At 70.4% G+C, this 15,460-nt stretch carries 12 protein-coding genes; 6 read left to right on the plus strand and 6 right to left on the minus strand.

Going from position 1 to position 15,460, the window contains the following annotated elements; genetic code table 11:
• Positions 1 to 232: 232 nt before the first annotated feature.
• Together dcd and AB0946_RS09945 are read left to right on the plus strand one after the other, a co-directional pair.
• A complete protein-coding gene (gene dcd, locus AB0946_RS09940) occupies positions 233 to 808 on the plus strand; it encodes a dCTP deaminase (RefSeq protein WP_014673940.1) in 576 nt (191 codons plus the stop codon).
• A 13-nt stretch (positions 809 to 821) separates the two neighbouring features.
• Positions 822 to 1,325 carry a phosphoribosyltransferase gene (locus tag AB0946_RS09945; protein ID WP_366760072.1) on the plus strand — a complete coding sequence of 168 codons (504 nt, stop codon included), beginning with the start codon at positions 822 to 824 and terminating at the stop codon, positions 1,323 to 1,325.
• A gap of 67 nt (positions 1,326 to 1,392) precedes the next feature.
• On the opposite strand, the gene AB0946_RS09950 is transcribed toward AB0946_RS09945, so the two are convergent.
• The 5 genes from AB0946_RS09950 to AB0946_RS09970 all read right to left on the minus strand — a co-directional run bounded on the left by AB0946_RS09950 (position 1,393) and on the right by AB0946_RS09970 (position 8,904).
• A complete protein-coding gene (locus tag AB0946_RS09950; RefSeq protein WP_366760073.1) occupies positions 1,393 to 2,436 on the minus strand; it encodes a YIP1 family protein in 1,044 nt (347 codons plus the stop codon).
• Between the two features lie 79 nt (positions 2,437 to 2,515).
• Positions 2,516 to 3,943, minus strand: coding sequence for an FG-GAP-like repeat-containing protein (locus AB0946_RS09955; protein WP_366760074.1), 1,428 nt, complete (start codon positions 3,941 to 3,943; stop codon positions 2,516 to 2,518).
• A 35-nt stretch (positions 3,944 to 3,978) separates the two neighbouring features.
• A complete protein-coding gene (locus tag AB0946_RS09960) occupies positions 3,979 to 5,391 on the minus strand; it encodes an FG-GAP-like repeat-containing protein (protein WP_366760075.1) in 1,413 nt (470 codons plus the stop codon).
• Positions 5,392 to 5,465: 74 nt separating this feature from the next.
• The gene (locus tag AB0946_RS09965) at positions 5,466 to 6,947 is read right to left on the minus strand and encodes an FG-GAP and VCBS repeat-containing protein (RefSeq protein ID WP_366760076.1); all 1,482 of its coding nucleotides are present in this window, start codon (positions 6,945 to 6,947) and stop codon (positions 5,466 to 5,468) included.
• 418 nt (positions 6,948 to 7,365) lie between these two features.
• Entirely contained in the window at positions 7,366 to 8,904 is a 1,539-nt protein-coding gene (locus AB0946_RS09970; RefSeq protein ID WP_366760078.1) for a recombinase family protein, read from the minus strand.
• 60 nt (positions 8,905 to 8,964) lie between these two features.
• On the opposite strand from AB0946_RS09970, the gene AB0946_RS09975 reads away from it, so the two are divergent.
• Positions 8,965 to 9,294: an antibiotic biosynthesis monooxygenase gene (locus AB0946_RS09975; RefSeq protein WP_366760080.1), complete on the plus strand. Its 330-nt coding sequence runs from the start codon at positions 8,965 to 8,967 to the stop codon at positions 9,292 to 9,294.
• Positions 9,295 to 9,356: 62 nt separating this feature from the next.
• On the opposite strand, the gene AB0946_RS09980 is transcribed toward AB0946_RS09975, so the two are convergent.
• Positions 9,357 to 11,639 carry a (Fe-S)-binding protein gene (locus AB0946_RS09980; protein WP_366760081.1) on the minus strand — a complete coding sequence of 761 codons (2,283 nt, stop codon included), beginning with the start codon at positions 11,637 to 11,639 and terminating at the stop codon, positions 9,357 to 9,359.
• A gap of 200 nt (positions 11,640 to 11,839) precedes the next feature.
• Between AB0946_RS09980 and AB0946_RS09985 the strand changes: the two genes are divergently transcribed.
• The 3 genes from AB0946_RS09985 to grpE all read left to right on the plus strand — a co-directional run bounded on the left by AB0946_RS09985 (position 11,840) and on the right by grpE (position 15,457).
• The gene (locus tag AB0946_RS09985) at positions 11,840 to 12,859 is read left to right on the plus strand and encodes an MraY family glycosyltransferase (protein WP_366760082.1); all 1,020 of its coding nucleotides are present in this window, start codon (positions 11,840 to 11,842) and stop codon (positions 12,857 to 12,859) included.
• A 94-nt stretch (positions 12,860 to 12,953) separates the two neighbouring features.
• On the plus strand, positions 12,954 to 14,798 hold the full coding sequence (gene dnaK, locus AB0946_RS09990; RefSeq protein WP_366760083.1) for a molecular chaperone DnaK: 1,845 nt from the start codon (positions 12,954 to 12,956) through the stop codon (positions 14,796 to 14,798).
• Positions 14,798 to 15,457, plus strand: a complete 660-nt coding sequence (grpE, locus tag AB0946_RS09995) for a nucleotide exchange factor GrpE (RefSeq protein ID WP_366760084.1) — start codon at positions 14,798 to 14,800, stop codon at positions 15,455 to 15,457. The genes dnaK and grpE overlap by 1 nt, the downstream gene beginning before the upstream one ends.
• Positions 15,458 to 15,460: the final 3 nt, after the last annotated feature.

Here is a 15,460-nt window from a genome sequence, read left to right on the forward strand (position 1 = left end):
ACGGGCACGTCTTCAGCACCGCTTCGTTCCCGATGCAGAAGGCCGAGCGGCTCGGCCCCGGCCGGCTCGTGCGGTGTCCGCGGTGTGCCCGGCTCCGCAGCGCGGTCCCCGTCGTCCTGCAGAAGCGGTAGGGGCGCGGCGCGAGAGGACCGGCTGTAGTCGGCATGTGACAGCGGGCGTGCGGAGTCGTCGCGATTGCGACGGCTCCGCACGCCTTGCGTATCCTCGCTACGTGCTTCTCTCAGACAAGGACATCCGGGCCGAGATCGACGCCGGGCGGGTACGGATCGATCCCTACGACGAAACCATGGTGCAGCCGTCGAGCATCGACGTCCGGCTGGACCGGTACTTCCGGGTGTTCGAGAACCACCGGTACCCCCACATCGACCCCTCCGTCGAGCAGGCCGACCTGACCCGGCTGGTGGAGCCGGAGGGCGACGAGCCGTTCATCCTGCACCCCGGGGAGTTCGTGCTCGCCTCCACGTACGAGGTGATCACGCTTCCCGACGATCTCGCCTCCCGGCTGGAGGGGAAGAGCTCCCTCGGGCGGCTGGGGCTGGTCACGCACTCGACCGCCGGGTTCATCGACCCGGGATTCAGCGGACACGTCACCCTGGAGCTGTCCAACCTCGCCACGCTCCCCATCAAGCTGTGGCCGGGGATGAAGATCGGGCAGCTGTGCATGTTCCGGCTGACCTCGCCCGCCGAGTCGCCGTACGGCAGTGAGCGCTACGGCTCCCGGTACCAGGGGCAGCGTGGGCCGACCGCCTCGCGGTCCTACCTCAATTTCCATCGGACCCAGGTGTGAGGGCGACGACAGCATGAGCAGCGCAGACGTGCGGGAGAACCTGACCTACGAGCGGTTCGGGACCGCCATCCGCAAGCTGGCGCAGACCATCGCCGACGACGGGTACGAGCCCGACATCGTGCTCAGCATCGCGCGCGGGGGTGTCTTCGTCGCGGGCGGGCTCGCCTACGCCCTCGACTGCAAGAACATCCACCTGGTGAACGTGGAGTTCTACACCGGCGTGGGCACGACCCTCGAAATGCCGGTCATGCTCGCGCCCGTCCCCAACGTGATCGACTTCTCCGACAAGAAGGTCCTGATCACCGACGACGTCGCCGACACCGGCAAGACCCTGAAGCTGGTCCGCGACTTCTGCCTCGACACCGTCGCCGAGGTCCGCTCGGCCGTGATCTACGAGAAGTCCCACTCCCTCGTGAAGTGCGAGTACGTGTGGAAGCGGACCGACGACTGGATCAACTTCCCGTGGAGCGTGCAGCCCCCCGTGGTGAAGCGGACGGGGCAGGTTCTGGACGCCTGATCGAGAGTACGGACAGCGCGAAGGGCCCCCGGCTTTCCCGCCGGGGGCCCTTCTCGCGCGTCCGCACTCAGAACGTGCCGAGCTTCACGATCGACAGCAGCGCGATCAGCTGGATCGCCGACGCGCCCAGCGCCCTCGGCCACGGCAGGTCGTGGGAGCGGGACACCATCAGGGTCAGCAGGGCGCCCGCGCCGATCCAGGTGGCCCAGCCGAGGAGCTGGACGAAGCCGGCGTCGCCGCCGAAGAACATGGCGACGACCAGGCGGGGCGCGTCCGTGAGGGCCGTGATCAGCATGGACAGGCCCACCGTGGGCTGCCAGGCGCCGTCGCCGCCCAGCTGGCGGGCCAGGGTGTGGGTGACCACGCCCAGGACGAACAGGCCGAGGACCATCACGACCGCCGTGATCAGCACGATCGGCACCGCGTTGGAGAGGGTCGCGCTGATCGCGTCCTGGCGGGCGCCGTCGAAGCCGAAGACCGCGAGCAGGCCGTAGAGGAAGGTCACGACGAGGGCGGGCGTCCACATCGTGTAGTCCCGCATGCGCAGGAAGGTGTCGTTCGGGGACAGGACGATCCCCTTCAGCAGTTCCTTCCAGTGCAGGGGCGGGCCGAGCGGCGTGGCGGGCGCGGCGGCGGAGCCCGCCTGGTAGGTCGCGCCCTGGGTGTAGCCGGCGGCCTCGTCGACCGAGAAGGCCTGGGTGTGGCCCGGGTTGTTGGCCGCGTAGGGGTCGTGCGCGCCGGGGCCGGGGCCCGGGTGGTGGCCGCCGTCGCCGAAGTACTCCGGTCCGTCGTCGGCCGGCCCCGGGTACCCGTAGGGCTGCCCCTGCCGCTGGTACGGCGGCTGCGGTGCCGACGGGTAGCCGTACGAGGGGCCCGTGGGAGCGGAGGGGCCCGGCCGTCCGTACGACGGCCCGCCGGGCCGGGCGGGCCCGTGTCCCTGCCCGTGTCCGTACGACGGCCCCTGCGGCGCCTGCTGTCCTTGGGGGGTGCGGTTGTCTCGGCCCCCGCGTCCGATCCTGAATCCAGCCACGTCAACGAACGTACCTGGTCCTGAGAGCCGACGTGCCGGGCCCGGCGGTCCGGGCCCGGCTTTGCGGCCGACCTGTGACATCCCCTAAGGGAGCGTCAGGGGACGGTTCAGGGTCGTGCCGGGGTTCCCCCCGGGTGTCCCCCGGTGGTGGCGCGGGGTGTCAGTTGTTGAGGACCGAGCCGTACCGCGGGGTGCCCGCCGTGGAGACCCCGGTGGCCGACGGGCCGAAGGAGAGCGCCCCGGTCGTCGCCGGCCCGGTGGAGGCGCCGCGCAGCGACCAGACCGCGCCGTCGGCCGCGTTCTCGCCCGGGCCCGCCACGGTCAGCTCGGCGCGGTGGTCACCGGAGTGGTCGGCGAGCAGGACCCGGGCGCCGAAGCGGTCGCCCTTCTCGGCGGCGCCGGGGACGCCCGCGGTGTTCTGGGTGTACGACACCGCGCCCTTGGTCGTCAGCCCGTGGGCGGTGCCCCGCAGGAGGGTGACCGATCCGGCACCGGAGTCCTCGCCGGGCGCACCGATCGCCAGGTCCTGGAAGCCGTCGCCGTCCACGTCGCCCAGGAAGACGCTGCTGCCGAACGCGTCGCCGGTCTCTGCCGCACCCGGCGCGCCCGGTGTGTCCTGGGTGAGGACCAGCGGGGCGCGGGAGGTGTCCTCGCCGCCCGGTCCGCCGTAGACGACGGTGACCTTGCCGCCCTTGGCCCCCGCCGGGTCGGCGGAGGTCTCCGCCGGGTTGCCGACGGCGATGTCGGCGTACCCGTCCTTGTCGATGTCGCCGAGCGCCGAGACCGTGCCGGCGGGCAGCTTCTGCCACCAGTCGGTGTAGTTGCCGATGGACGGGTCGGTGACCAGGTGGGTGACGGCGGCACCGGTGCGGGGCTGCCGGCCGTGCACCACCAGGCTGGTGGACCAGGCGGGGGAGACCCGCCCGGCGGACACGGAGGTGACGCCGTACGACGGGGAGTAGGGGGCGGGGAAGCCCGCGCCCGAGGTGCCGTGGAAGGAGCCGGTCCGGGTGACGGGGCCGTCGACGAAGCTCAGGGCGCAGGAGCCGGTGGAACCGACCACGACGTCGAGGTCGCCGTCACCGTCGACGTCGCCCACGGCCAGCGCCTGCCCGTAACGGTCCGTCTCGTCCTTCAGGTAGTTGGTGACCGTCCGGGCTCCCGACAGACCGGACTTGGCGCCCCAGACGACGACCACCGTGCCGCCGTTGGTGTCGCCGTCGACGTCCTCGCCGGGCGCGCCGATCAGCAGGTCGGCGTAGCCGTCCTTGTTCAGGTCGGCGGAGGCGACGGCGCTGCCGAAGGCGTCGCCCGCCTCGGCGGTGCCGGGCACGCCGGCCGTGTTCTGGGTGATCAGGGTGCGGGTGGCCGTCTTCAGCCCGGTGGAGCTGCCGTAGACGACCGAGACGGCACCCGCCTTGGACTGGCCGCCGACGGTCGCGTCGGGGGCGCCGACCGCGAGGTCGGCGCGGCCGTCGCCGTTGAAGTCGTACGGGGCGGCGGCCGGGGCCGCGTGGGCGGCCGGCACGGCCAGGGCGAGCGGGGCCAGCACGCCGGCGAGCGTGACGGCGAGGACGCGTGTGCGCATGGGGTTCCCTCGGGAAGGCCTGGGGCGGGGGGACGTCACTGGCCGACGGCCCAGGCGAAGTTCCCGTTGCCCTGCACGGAGACGTCGCGGGCACTGATGAACTTGGCGTAGTCGGTGGTCAGGCCGGAGGCGGTGCCGCGCAGGATGGTGACGGCGCCGTAGCCGTTCTCACCGCCCGCGCCGGTGACCAGGTCGGCCTTGCCGTTCTTGTTGATGTCGATCAGCCGGACCGACTGGCCGAACTGGTCCCAGGCCTCGGAGCCGCCGGGCACGCCCTCGGTGTCCTGCGTCCAGGTCTTCGCGCCCTTGGTGGTCAGGCCCGAGGCGGAGCCGAACAGGACCGTCACCGCGCCGGCCCCGCCGATGTTGCCGACGTCCTCGCCGGGCGCGCCGACCGCGACGTCGGCGTAGCCGTCGCCGTTGATGTCACCGGTGCCGACCGACGAGCCGAACATGTCGTCCGTCTCACCGGCCCCGGGCACCCCCGTGGTGTCCTGGTGGACCACGGTCGGCTTCTGGGCGGGGTCGGGACCGTTCGGGCCGCCGTACCAGACGGAGATCTGGCCTCCCTTGTGGCCGGACTTCTTGTACGTGCTGGGGTCCGTGGGGTCGCCGAGGACCACGTCGCCGTAGCCGTCGCCGTTGACGTCACCGATCGAGCCGGGCAGACCGTCGGCGTTCGGCAGGTCCTTCATGACGTGCTTGGAGCCGTTCCAGGTGAAGTACCGGATGTCGCCGCCCTCGTCGCCGTCGACGAGGAACGGGTAGATGCGCTCGGCGGCGCGGTCGCCGTTCAGGTCGCCCGCGAACACCTCGGTGGTGGTGCCCAGTTCGCCGACACGGAGGTTGCTCACCGGGGTGCCCGTGCGGGTGAAGGGGCCCTTGTAGACGCGGGTCTCGGTCCGTCCGGTCAGGGTGACGTCGTTCTTCCCGTCCCCGTCGAAGTCGGCGACCGCGATGCCGGTGGCGAAGTTGTTCCACTCGTCCAGGGTGGACGGCTGGGGCACCAGGGCGCCGCCGGACAGGCCGGACGCGCCGCCCCACAGGATGGTGGCGCTGCCCACGGCGTCCCGGTCGCCGATGGTCTCGTTCGGGGCTCCCACGACGAGGTCGGAGTAGCCGTCGCCGTCGAGGTCGCCGGCGGCCAGGCTCTGGCCGAAGAGGTCCCCCGCCTCGGCGGTGCCCGGGACGCCTGCGGAGTTCTGCGTGATCACGGTGCGCTTGGCGGCCGAGACACCCGAGGACGAGCCGTAGAGGACGACGACCGCACCGGCCTGCTGCGCCGAGCCGACCTGGTGGCCGGAGGCGCTCAGGGCGATGTCCAGGTAGCCGTCGCCGTTGAAGTCGCCGCTGAGCCGGGAGGGGGCGGCGGAGGCGGGGGCGACGGGCAGGGCGGTGAGCAGGCCGGTGGTCAGGGTGGCGGCCAGCAGGAGGACGCGCTTGCGCAAGGCGGGGCTCCGGGTGGAAGGAGGCCGGGCCCGCGACGTGCGGGCCCGGCCGGGGATGAACGGGACGGGGCTGGTCAGTCGGCGAAGACGGAGCCGAACTGCGGGGTGCCCGAGGTGGAGACGCCGGCGCTGCCGGCGCCGATGAAGCGGCTGCCCGAGGTGGTGATCTTCGAGCCGTTGGACGGCAGGTAGGTGAGGGCACCGTCGCCGCTGTCCTCGTTGGCGCCGATCACCAGGTCGGCCTTGCCGTCGCCGGTGACGTCGTCGAGCTTGACGTCGACGCCGAAGAGGTCGTTCTTCTCGTTGCCGCCGGGGACACCGGTGGTGTTCTGGTTGAAGGACTGGGCACCGGAGGCGGTGTTCACACCGGAGGCCGAGCCGTACAGGACGGTGACCGCGCCGGTGTCGGTGACGCCCTCGATGTCCTCCAGCGGGGCGCTGACCACGAGGTCCTGGTAGCCGTCGCCGTTGATGTCGCCGAGGTCGAGGTCCCAGCCGAAGGAGTCGCCCTTCTCGGAGGTGCCGGGGACGCTGCCGGTGTTCTGGTTGATGCCGGTGGTGCCGGCCGGGCCCGAGGCGGAGCCGTAGGTGACGTTCACCCGGCCGCCGTTGGAGGCGTCCGGGACGGGGGTGCCGTCCTCGGTGGTGGCGTCCCAGCCGGCGCCGCTGACGATGTCGCCGAAGCCGTCGCCGTTGATGTCACCGATCGCCGTGATGATGCCGGGCTTGAGGGCCTTGGCGGAGGAGCCGGTCAGACCGCTCGCGGTGCCGGGCAGCCAGTAGTTGGTGTTCCAGCCGTACTGGGTGGAGGTCTCGTAGCCGTCGACCACGAGGTCGGTGCGGCCGTCGCCGTTGACGTCGCCGGCGGTCAGGCTCATCGGGCCGAACGGGTAGTCGTTGCTGCCGGACAGGATGGGCGGCTTGACGGTGGTGACGCTGCCCGCGGTGCCGGAGGTGCTGATGCCGCCCTTGTAGAGGTAGAGCGTGGCGGCGGAGCTGCCGACGACCAGGTCGGTCTTGCCGTCGCCGTCGAAGTCGCCGGCGGCGAGGTCCTTGCCCCAGTAGTCGTGGGCGGAGGGGGCCGGGTCGACCAGGTGGGCGGACTTGCCGGTCAGACCGGTCTTGGAGCCGTACAGGATGACGAGGTCGCCGCCGTTGGTGTCGGTGCCGACCTTCTCGAACGGGGAGCCGACGGCGAGGTCGTCGTAGCCGTCGGCGTTGAAGTCGCCGAAGGCCGTCTCCCGGCCGAAGCCGTCGCCGACCTCGGCGGTGCCGGGCACGCCGGTGGTGTCCTGGCTGATGACGGTGCGCTTGGCGGACTGGACGCCGGTGGCCGTGCCGTACAGCACGACGACCTGGCCGGCGTCCTTGCGGCCGTTGACGTAGGCGCCGGCGGCCGAGCTGGCGACGTCGCCGATGCCGTCGCCGTTGAAGTCGGCCTTCGCGACCTTGACGGAGTCCGCGGCGGTCGCGGGCGACGCGGCGAAGGTGAGCAGACCGCCCGTCAGCGCGGCCGCGGTGGCCGTCGCGAGGGCGAGTCGGCGGTGCTTGTGCATGCGGTTTCTCCTACGGCATGCGGGGGATGCCTGGCGGGCATCCGCAGTCGATGGGGTGCGGTCTCCCCGTGTTCGACGCGAGTTGCACCGCGGTTCACAGGAGGCCGGCGATCATGAGACCCGCGCCGGGGCGTAAAGGTTGTACGTGAGTCCGGTGAGTTTTTCCGAGCCGGACGGGGGCGCGCCGACGGGCACCCCGGCTGGGGAGAGCGTGGGCGCACGGGCGCCCTGAGGGCTGAACGGGCCCGAGCGCGGGCCGGGCGGCGAGTGGTCCACCGCTGTAGGACACACCGGGAACGGTGTCGCCGTCGTCATGTGTCACCGGCCGACACCCCCAAAGGGCCACGATGCCCGGAGGCACCTCCACGGCCCGCCACCGGAGGATTCCAGCAACAGGCCGTGAACGGCGCTCAGGCGCCTAGCTGCTTGGAGCCTTCGCCCAGTGCACAGTCACCCGGTCCTCCGTGTTCGCGTTCCGGCCACGGCCGATGGACTTGGCGATGGTGATGCGGTCGACGAAGAGCGCCAAGAAACTACGCCGGTCCTCCAGGTCCCACCTGCCCCACGTCGACTCCGGCCCCAGCGGGTCACCCTCCGGTCCCGTCCACTCCGAGGGGATCGCCGGCGTGCCGGCCTCGGCGGTCCCCAGTTCTTCCACGCGTCCGGCCGTTCGCGCCTCGTGCGCTGTCAACCGCTCCACGGACTCACGGAACATCTGGTCACCCACGGCACCCGCGTACAAGCCTGCCTGCCGGTCGACGTACAGCGTGCGGAGCGCTTCCCGTACGTGCTCCAACTCGGCGTAGGCGGCTACCAGTTCGGCCTGTCGCTCGCCCGTGTCCGCTTGCGCCGCGAACCGGCGTGCGGCCTCGGCGAGCCATTCGAGTTCTTCGGGATCTTCGGGGTCCAGCGTCGTCAAGCGGGACCACACGGTACGGGCCACCACGTCGTCAGCGGCGTCCATGTTGATCGCCAGCCCACCGTGTCCCGGTACTGCGCCGGACTGGGCCCGGTTGCACCGGTAGAGCTGCTTGCCCTCCCTCCGGTCGGTCACCATGGACGACCCGCAGACGCCACAGAAGAGCATCCCGGCTCCACCCAACAGCGACGGCACGAAGCGCCCACCCTGACGGACCACCTGGGGCGCACGACCGTCGAGTACGTCCTGAAGGCGCCACCAGTCATCCGGCGGAATGATCGGCTCATGCGCGGCCAGCGGTGCCCCTGAGTCGTCTCGCAGGATGACGCGCCTGCTCCCCTGGCGTTCGGCGGCGTATCCGGCAAGGCGCGGGTCACGGAGGATGCGGAGCACAGTGGACGACACCCACGCCGTACGCTCCAGCGGCTGGCTCACGCCTCGGGCCCGGCGGGCGGTCACACGCGCTGACATGTCCGCTGCCTTGGTCGGAACGCCCTCGGTGTTCAGCTTGCGAGCCATGGCTGACGCGGTCATACCGCCCAATGCCCAGGACACCATGTCGCGCACGTACGGGGCCTCAGCGGGATCAGGGACCAGCTTGACCACCACCAGTTCCCCGCGCTGCTCACGCGTCGACTGGAAGCCGTATGGGGCCATGCCGGACACGTGGCTACCTGCTGCCCTCAGCGTCTCTTTGTCTCTTTCGTCGCCGTGACGTACGCCGACTTCTTGTCGGACTCTTGCTGGGCCAGCGCAGCGATAAGGCCGAAGATCGCGACGCCCATGCGGGTGGACGTGTCCAGGTAGGGCTTCTTCCACACTGACGAGCAGCACGCCGTGTGTGGCTACCTTCGAGAGCACCCTGTCGAACTCCGGCCGGACGACCTTGGGGTCCCGGCCGGATTTACCGACGTCGGCGAAGTGGCCCGCGTTGTCCCAGCCCTTGGCCGTGATCAGCGCCTCGCACTTGGTCCGCTGAGCTTCGGGGGACGACGCGGAGTCGTCCTCACGCTTCCTTGACTGTCGGATGTAGGACACTGCGCGCACATGGTCCAGATCAGGGGTCCAGTCGGGGCCCCGTCTGACGAGAGGTGGCATGTGCCAAGCGTAGTGAAGATCAACGTGCTGACCGTTCCCGCCGAGCAGCGGGAGGTCCTGGAGAAGCGGTTCGCCTCGCGGGCCCACGCGGTGGAGAACTCCGACGGCTTCGAGTGGTTCGAGCTGCTGCGGCCCGTCGAGGGCACCGACCAGTACCTCGTCTACACGCGCTGGCGTGACGAGGAGTCCTTCCAGGCGTGGATGGAGGGGCCGATGAAGTCGGCGCACCAGGGCGGCGGCGAGGGCGGCGAGCGTCCGAAGCCCGCGGCCTCCGGCTCGACCCTGTGGTCGTTCGAGGTGGTGCAGCAGGCCGCGCCCGGCAACGCCTGAGCGGATACGACGGCGCCCCCTGCCCGTGCGGGTCAGGGGGCGCCGTCGGGTTCCGGGGGCCGTTACTTCACCGGCTCCGGCTCCGGCTCGCTCTGCGCCTCGGCCTCGCCCGCCGGGTCGGCCGGCGTCCTGACGGAGTCGAGCAGCAGCTGGGCGACGTCCACGACCTGGATGGACTCCTTGGCCTTGCCGTCGTTCTTCTTGCCGTTCACCGAGTCCGTGAGCATGACCAGGCAGAACGGGCAGGCGGTGGAGACGATGTCGGGGTTCAGCGACAGGGCCTCGTCGACGCGCTCGTTGTTGATGCGCTTGCCGATGCGCTCCTCCATCCACATGCGCGCGCCGCCGGCGCCGCAGCAGAAGCCGCGCTCCTTGTGCCGGTGCATCTCCTCGTTGCGCAGGCCGGGGACCTTGCCGATGATCTCGCGCGGGGGCGTGTAGATCTTGTTGTGGCGGCCCAGGTAGCACGGGTCGTGGTAGGTGATGATGCCCTCGACCGGGGTGACCGGGACCAGCTTGCCCTCGTCCACCAGGTGCTGGAGCAGCTGGGTGTGGTGGATGACCTCGTAGTCGCCGCCGAGCTGCGGGTACTCGTTGCCGATGGTGTTGAGGCAGTGCGGGCAGGTCGCGACGATCTTCTTCGCCGACCTGGGCTTCGCGGACTCGGGGACGACCTTGCCCTCGTCGTCCAGCTCCTCGCCGAACGCCGTGTTCAGGGCCATCACGTTCTCCATGCCGAGCTCCTGGAAGAGGGGCTCGTTGCCCAGGCGGCGGGCGGAGTCACCGGTGCACTTCTCGTCGCCGCCCATGATCGCGAACTTCACGCCCGCGATGTGCAGCAGCTCGGCGAAGGCCTTGGTGGTCTTCTTGGCGCGGTCCTCCAGGGCGCCGGCGCAGCCGACCCAGTACAGGTACTCGACCTCGGTGAGGTCCTCGATGTCCTTGCCGACGACCGGGACCTCGAAGTCGACCTCCTTGGTCCATTCCAGGCGCTGCTTCTTGGCCAGGCCCCAGGGGTTGCCCTTCTTCTCCAGGTTCTTGAGCATCGTGCCCGCCTCGGACGGGAAGGCGCTCTCGATCATCACCTGGTAGCGGCGCATGTCGACGATGTGGTCGACGTGCTCGATGTCGACCGGGCACTGCTCGACGCAGGCGCCGCAGGTGGTGCAGGACCACAGCACGTCCGGGTCGATGACGCCGTTCTCCTCCACCGTGCCGATCAGCGGGCGCTCGGCCTCGGCGAGGGCGGCGGCGGGGACGTCCTTCAGCTGCTCCTCGGAGGCCTTCTCCTCGCCCTCCATGGTCTTGCCGCCGCCGGCCAGCAGGTACGGCGCCTTGGCGTGGGCGTGGTCCCGCAGCGACATGATGAGCAGCTTCGGGGAGAGCGGCTTGCCGGTGTTCCAGGCGGGGCACTGCGACTGGCAGCGGCCGCACTCGGTGCAGGTGGAGAAGTCCAGCAGGCCCTTCCAGGAGAACTGCTCGACCTGGGAGACGCCGAAGACGTCGTCGTCGCCCGGGTCCTCGAAGTTGATCGGCTTGCCGCCGGACGTCATCGGCAGCAGGGCGCCGAGCGAGGTCTCGCCGGTGGCGTTGCGCTTGAACCAGATGTTCGGGAACGCCAGGAAGCGGTGCCAGGCCACGCCCATGTCGGTCTTCAGGGCGACCGTGATCATCCAGATGAAGGAGGTCGCGATCTTCAGGCCGGCGAAGAAGTAGGTGAGGTTCTGGAGCGTGGAGACGTCCGCGTGCTCCAGCCAGGAGACGACCGGGTAGGAGATGAAGAACGAGGCCTCGTAGCCGTCCACGTGGTGCTGGGCGCCTTCGAGGGCGTGCAGCATGAAGATGCAGACGCCGACGATGAGGATGACGGCCTCGACGAAGTACGCCTGGCCGAAGTTGGAGCCGGCGAAGCGGGACTTGCGGCCCGGCTTGCGCGGGTGGCTGAGCTGGCGGATGACGATCAGGGCGAGGATGCCGATCACCGTCATGGTGCCGATGAACTCGACGTAGACGTTGTACGGCGCCCAGTCGCCGAGGACCGGCAGCAGCCAGTCCGCCTTGAACAGCTGTCCGAACGCGTTGACGATCGTCAGCAGGAGCGTGAAGAAGCCCACCGCCACGAACCAGTGCGCCACGCCGACGACGCCCCAGCGGTTCATCCTCGTGTGGCCGAGGAACTCCTTGACCACGGTGAGGGTGCGCTGTGTGGGATCGTTGGTCCGCGTGCCGGCCGGCACCGGCTGGCCCAGCCGCATGAAGTTGTAGATCTGCAGGAGGGCGCGGCCGAACAGTGCCACGCCGACCACGATCAGGACCAGCGACACGATGATCGCGGCGAGTTGCATTGGGGCTCCTGAGGCGGCCTCGGTTCGAACGAGCTGTCTGAGCTGATCGACATTACTAAGCGGTAACTTATGCAGTCCGTCTGAGACTACCCCCATCTTCCGTCGGGATGCAGCAGAGCGCGGGGTGATCTGGGTCGCCGCCCGTCAATCGGATCGTGTTATTCGTACCGAATTGATACTTTCGCCCCTACCTTAGAGCCGTGCTCTACGGGATCGCCGCCGCCACCGCAGCCCTTCTCCTCACCGCCGTGCTCGCGGCGGCGTTCCGGCTGCCCGCCCGCAGGGCCGGGATCCTGGACCGGCGCCGGCAGCGGCCCCTGCCCCTCCTCGGCGGCCTCGCGGTCGTGATCGTCACCTGCCTGGTCGCCGGAACGGGTGAGTGGACCCGGGTCGCCCCGCTCGGGGAGGGGGTCGGACGGCTGCTCATGGCGGCCGCCGCCGTCGCGGGGCTGGGTCTGGTGGCCGACGTGTGGCGGCTACGCGCGCGCGTGCTCGTCACCGGTACGGCCGTGGCGGCGGTCTGCGTGGTGCCGTACGACGAGACGGGGGTGCCGGGCGGGCTGCTGGCCATCGGCTGGATCGTCCTCGCCACCCTCGCCTTCAAGGGGCTCGACCACGCCGACGGGCTGGCCGGGACGGTCGGCGTGGTCACCGCCTTCGGCGCCGGCGCCTGTGCCGCCGCCGAGGTGATGGACGGGCTCGCCGTGCTGCTGAGCGTGGTCGCCGCCGCGCTCACCGGCTTCCTGATGCACAACTGGCATCCGGCGCGGGTGGGGCTCGGCGCCTGCGGCTCGCTGTTCACCGGGTTCGTGCTGTCGTCGGCGGTGGTCTTCACGCGCGCGGGGTACGACATCGGGCCGAGCGCGGCGGTGGTGTTCTGCCTCGGTGCCGTGGCCGTCGCCGACGCCCTCCTCGTCGTCCTCGCCCGGGGGGTGGCCCGGCGCCCGCTGCTGCGGCGCGGTCCCGACCACCTCGCCCACCGGCTGCGGCGGATCGGGCTCGCCCCGCAGGGGTCGGTCGTGCTGCTGGGGGCCGGCGCCTTCTCCTCGGTGCTCGTGGGGGTGCTCGTGCACACCGGCTGGACCGGGGACTCGGCCGTGCTCTGGGTGGCGGGCGGGGTCGTCTTCGCCGTTCTCGTCCTCCTTCTGGTTCCCGCTCCGCAGGGCCGCCGCCCGCCGTCGACGCAGGTCAGCGGGCACTTGCGTGTAAGGAACGGATAAGAGTTGAGTCTTGGTGGCTCAGGTCTGTTGACCCAGCGCGTCTCCTCGTGCACACTTGAGCCTGTTCCACTCAAGTCAGCTGGAGGAATCAACCATGGCACGTGCGGTCGGCATCGACCTGGGCACGACTAACTCCGTCGTCAGCGTTCTGGAGGGCGGCGAGCCCACCGTCATCACCAACGCCGAGGGTGCCCGGACCACGCCGTCCGTCGTCGCCTTCGCCAAGAACGGCGAGGTGCTCGTCGGCGAGGTCGCCAAGCGCCAGGCGGTCACGAACGTGGACCGGACCATCCGCTCGGTGAAGCGCCACATGGGCACCGACTGGAAGATCCAGCTCGACGGCAAGGACTTCAACCCGCAGCAGATCTCGGCGTTCATCCTGCAGAAGCTGAAGCGGGACGCCGAGGCCTACCTGGGCGAGAAGGTCACGGACGCGGTCATCACCGTCCCGGCCTACTTCAACGACTCCGAGCGCCAGGCCACCAAGGAGGCCGGTGAGATCGCGGGTCTGAACGTCCTGCGCATCGTCAACGAGCCCACCGCGGCCGCGCTCGCCTACGGCCTCGACAAGGACGACCAGACGATCCTCGTCTTCGACCTCGGTGGCGGCACCTTCGACGTGTCCCTCCTGGAGATCGGCGACGGCGTCGTCGAGGTGAAGGCCACCAACGGTGACAACCACCTCGGTGGTGACGACTGGGACCAGCGCGTCGTCGACTACCTGGTCAAGCAGTTCCAGTCCGGTCACGGCGTGGACCTGTCCAAGGACAAGATGGCCCTCCAGCGTCTGCGCGAGGCCGCCGAGAAGGCCAAGATCGAGCTGTCCTCCTCCACGGAGACCTCGATCAACCTGCCGTACATCACGGCGTCCGCCGAGGGCCCGCTGCACCTGGACGAGAAGCTCACCCGCGCCCAGTTCCAGCAGCTGACGGCCGACCTGCTGGAGCGCTGCAAGACGCCGTTCCACAACGTCATCAAGGACGCCGGCATCTCCATCAACGACATCGACCACGTCGTGCTCGTCGGTGGCTCCACCCGTATGCCCGCCGTCGCCGAGCTCGTCAAGGAGCTGACCGGCGGCAAGGAGGCCAACAAGGGTGTGAACCCGGACGAGGTCGTCGCCATCGGCGCCTCGCTCCAGGCCGGTGTCCTCAAGGGCGAGGTCAAGGACGTCCTGCTCCTCGACGTCACCCCGCTGTCCCTCGGCATCGAGACCAAGGGCGGCATCATGACCAAGCTCATCGAGCGCAACACCACGATCCCGACCAAGCGCTCCGAGATCTTCACCACGGCCGAGGACAACCAGCCGTCGGTGCAGATCCAGGTCTACCAGGGCGAGCGCGAGATCGCGGCCTACAACAAGAAGCTCGGCATGTTCGAGCTGACCGGTCTGCCGCCGGCGCCGCGTGGCGTCCCGCAGATCGAGGTCTCCTTCGACATCGACGCCAACGGCATCATGCACGTCACGGCGAAGGACCTCGGCACCGGCAAGGAGCAGAAGATGACCGTCACCGGCGGCTCCTCGCTCCCGAAGGAAGAGGTCGACCGCATGCGCGAGGAGGCCGAGCGCTACGCGGAGGAGGACCACAAGCGCCGCGAGGCCGCCGAGGCCCGCAACCAGGGCGAGCAGCTGGTCTACCAGACCGAGAAGTTCCTCAAGGACAACGAGGACAAGGTCCCCGGCGAGATCAAGACCGAGGTCGAGGCCGCGGTCGGCGAGCTGAAGGAAGCCCTCAAGGGCGAGGACACCGCCGAGATCCGCAGCGCCACCGAGAAGGTCGCCGCCGTCTCGCAGAAGCTGGGCCAGGCGCTGTACGCCGACGCCCAGGGCGCGCAGGCCGCGGGCGGTGCCTCCGCCGGTGCCGGTGAGGCCAAGGCCGACGACGACGTCGTGGACGCCGAGATCGTGGACGACGAGCGCAAGGACGGGGCCGCGTAATGACGGAGGAGACCCCGGGTTTCGACGAGAAGCCCGACGTCCCCTCCGGCGCCACCTCCGACGACGCCGAGCCGAAGGCCGCCCCCGAGGAGGGGGCGGCCCCGGCCGGGGACGGACACGCAGAGAACAACGCCGGTCTGGTCGCCCAGCTGGACCAGGTGCGCACGGCGCTGAACGAGCGCACTGCGGACCTCCAGCGGCTCCAGGCCGAGTACCAGAACTACCGCCGCCGGGTCGAGCGCGACCGGATCGCGGTCAAGGAGATCGCCATCGCGAACCTCCTGACCGAGCTCCTGCCCGTGCTCGACGACATCGGCCGCGCGCGGGAACACGGCGAACTGGTCGGCGGCTTCAAGTCGGTGGCCGAGTCGCTGGAGACCGTCGCGGCCAAGATGGGCCTCCAGCAGTTCGGCAAGGAGGGCGAGCCCTTCGACCCGACGATCCACGAGGCCCTGATGCACAGTTACGCGCCGGACGTCACCGAGACGACCTGCGTGGCGATCCTGCAGCCCGGGTACCGCATCGGCGAGCGCACCATCCGCCCCGCGCGGGTGGCCGTCGCCGAACCGCAGCCCGGCGCGCAGACCGTCAAGGCCGAGGGAGCCGAGGAGACGCCGGCGGCCGACGACAAGGAGAACGGTGGCCCGGACGAGGGCTGACGG

The sequence above is a fragment of the Streptomyces sp. NPDC046870 genome (genome assembly GCF_040704595.1).
Classification (GTDB): domain Bacteria; phylum Actinomycetota; class Actinomycetes; order Streptomycetales; family Streptomycetaceae; genus Streptomyces; species Streptomyces argyrophylli.